Annotated in this window: 3 protein-coding genes and 1 pseudogene; all 4 read right to left on the bottom strand. The window is 39.8% G+C overall.

The annotated features are described in order from the left end of the window. Positions 1-3 precede the first annotated feature (3 nt). Positions 4-471 carry a hypothetical protein gene (locus tag AB4180_RS21975; RefSeq protein ID WP_372081989.1) on the bottom strand — a complete coding sequence of 156 codons (468 nt, stop codon included), beginning with the start codon at positions 469-471 and terminating at the stop codon, positions 4-6. 37 nt (positions 472-508) lie between these two features. Further along, positions 509-1,321, bottom strand: a complete 813-nt coding sequence (locus tag AB4180_RS21970; RefSeq protein WP_241909246.1) for a hypothetical protein — start codon at positions 1,319-1,321, stop codon at positions 509-511. Between the two features lie 2 nt (positions 1,322-1,323). Beyond that, complete coding sequence (locus AB4180_RS21965; protein WP_102249066.1) at positions 1,324-2,049, bottom strand: AHH domain-containing protein; 726 nt, start codon at positions 2,047-2,049, stop codon at positions 1,324-1,326. A gap of 176 nt (positions 2,050-2,225) precedes the next feature. Then, positions 2,226-2,961 (bottom strand): annotated as a pseudogene (locus AB4180_RS21960) (hypothetical protein); the annotation flags it as partial.

Raw genomic sequence — 2,961 nt, 5'->3', positions numbered from 1 at the left:
GAATTACGCAACAAAGCCCTTTTTCGCAGTCATTGTTGTGACTGGTTTTCCTTTAAATTTTCCAAGAGGTCGTTTAACCAATTTGTCAGCCAACTCTTGATAGTCACTAAGTACATCGATCAAGCTTTCTAAGGTTTTAATAAATGAGTCCAGTGCTTTCGCTGAGTTTTTTATACCTTTGATTTTCTTAGCCCCACCAGCAAACCTAGCGACAAGAGTTGAAATACGAGCAGCAGCACCCACACCGGCGGTACATATCGCCAATACAACGGTTAGAATTAACTCCAACAACAGATATGCCCCAGCTTTGCCACCGTAATACGAATAGAAATTAGGTGGGATAGCTTCAAGCATTAAAGAAAGATAAGTTACATAAGAAAGAACCGTATCGTGATCTTCGATAATAGCCATGGCTTTCGGAAAGTTCTCATGTCCTTTAATTTCCTTAGCCCATTCAGGGTCGAATTCCATTAAAACGGTATCTATGAATACTTGTATTGCGTCAACGTCACCCTCTGCCATTTTCTGTGGTAGAGCTATAATGGTCTTTCGATGTTGAGCAATGCACTCTAAATTTTCTGAGAACATCCTTGCTTTCCAAGTAAAGGCCTTGGACCTCATCAATAGCATCATCCACCGACTCAAACACGCTGTTATGAAAAGAATCAAATTCTTTACCTATCGTTTCGAGCACCCAAGTAGAGTTCTTTAACTGGCCTTCTTTGGTCAGCATTGCTTTCGTTATAGTATTGAATTTATCCGTTGAATAGATAGCAAGTTTATCGACCGCAGAAGAGGTAAGGTCTGAAATGGAATCAGCAGCATCACCCCAAAAACTTGGTGATACCATGTCAACGATATCGGCTCCCCATGCAATCGCACCATCGATAACCCCATCTCCAAGTGTTAGATACCCTTCTTCATCCCACTGTTCTTTGAAGCCTTTCATATCTTCTACTAAAGCGTTGTAAGAGCCGTCTAACGTAGCTTCAACACTATCTTGAATCTTGCTAATCTGGTCTTCAATCCCTGATTCACCTGCAAATTCGACCACTACAATGTCAGTATTAGGTTTCAAGTTATCAAGTACAGTTACTCCGCCTTCTATTTTTTGTGTTTCACTCGCAAGCTTACCAATTCCCGCTTTTAGGAAATCGGACATCCCACGTTCAGCATAACATTGATCCACTTGGTAAACTCCTCGAGTTTTTAATAGTTTACTTTGAGGCAATGTATATTCTAAAACTAAATTCCACGGCTCCTGGACAGAAAAACTTCCTTCACCATTTTCGAATCTACTGAATAACAGATAGTAATCCATTCTTAATACCCTAATTTTGAAATCACCACGCCAGCATAAGGAATACGCGCCGGAGTGCCACCTTTAGTGGTTCTAAAGTCATGATGCACAGAAGCATCCATTTTCGATAATGTTCGATGTCTGCAAGGAGTTGAATCGTTCTCTATATCTGAATGTTTAAGTTTATTACAGCACCCCTTGTTTCCTTTTTTATAAACATCGTAGTTAGAGTAGTTCAAAGCACCCATTCTACGGAATTGGGTTATCTGTTTATAAACATCTAAGCTATGCTGTTGCATCTCTTTTACTATTAGTTCTAGTGCTTTAGAGTCGTTTTCATTGCAATATTTAGAACCTAGAATAGCATTTCTTAATAAGTTCAACCTTCTTTTCACATTATCAGTATAAGGTGTTGGATGTGATCCACTATCTAAAGGCATTTCATAGAAACATGCCAGTACGGGAATACCAGGCAAAACAACTATATTATGCCAATCGTTAAGATTGTATCCAAGATACGGTAGCTTTTTGAAAAGAAAATCATTATTTCCCATTTCATTAACAGTAATTATATGATGCGCTTGCAAGTTCTTCTCAAGACCTTCCATTTTGTCTTTCTCAGTAACTCCTAAGGCTTTTAGCTCTTGAAATGCATCTAGTCCTTCCTCGTTATCCCAAATTTGTTCAGGTCTAACATACTTACCGTTCAAGTCTCTGTCATAACAACGAGCATATAGTGGGTGCTGCATTGAAGAACCATTTTTGCGATTGTTGTGCGCCTTTAGTTTAATCCATGGATAATGACCATTCCCAGATGTTCCTCGCCCTGCGAAACCATACTCATCGTCCGTTTTTTTATGGTGCTTACCTTTAAAACCATTTTGGTCGCAGTAAGTCGCCGAAGGCTTTTCTGTTTTCTTCTTCCCTACTTTCTTCTCGCATAACCAACATTCATCGGGCCTCTTCTCTTTTTTTCTTGGCTGACTTTATCATCATGCGTACCCGCCTCAGCAGACCCTTTATCTGATTGAGAGCCAGCATTCGATTTAGATTTTCCTCTTCTAAGGCTCATATCGACTTTGTCTTTCAGAAACATTAAAGCATCAGGAATATGTTGGTGTGCCTGCTTTTCGACGGCTTCAACCTGAGATTTAAAATTTCCAATTTCCAGCGCATATTCATCGTAGCCAAAGAAAGAGGCTTTTTTGGCTAGCTCGTCTAATACATCAGCGAAACTCAGAATCGCCTCAGAGATAATTTGTAAGACTTCATATTTAATAACATTCCAATCCAGATTACTTAAGAACTTATCTACATCACCTTTACCATATTCTCTAACAAGAGCATAAACGTCATCACGAGATTTGTCTGACTTTACTGCCTTTCCAATTCCTTTTAGAACTGAACCCAAAGTTGGTATGGCGCCGATACCCGACAATGCCAGATCTAACCATGCTTCTTGGTTGTTCTGATTATCTTCTTCACTAAGGAACAAGATGTTTGCAGTTATATCTCTTGCATCGAGAACCTGATCAATTCCCGGGACTACACCAAGTAATGTATTTAACATTATCTGGGCAGTTGTGGGATCTTTATTAAAATCCCCTACAATCCCCCCCCCAGAGCCAGCTGCCAATGTAACCCGGCTTTGTTGCGTAATT

This window comes from Vibrio sp. 10N.286.49.C3, assembly GCF_041469545.1.
Classification (GTDB): Bacteria; Pseudomonadota; Gammaproteobacteria; order Enterobacterales; family Vibrionaceae; genus Vibrio; species Vibrio tasmaniensis_A.
Note: the sequence above shows the minus strand (reverse complement) of the source record. Positions and strands in the feature narration are given on the sequence as shown.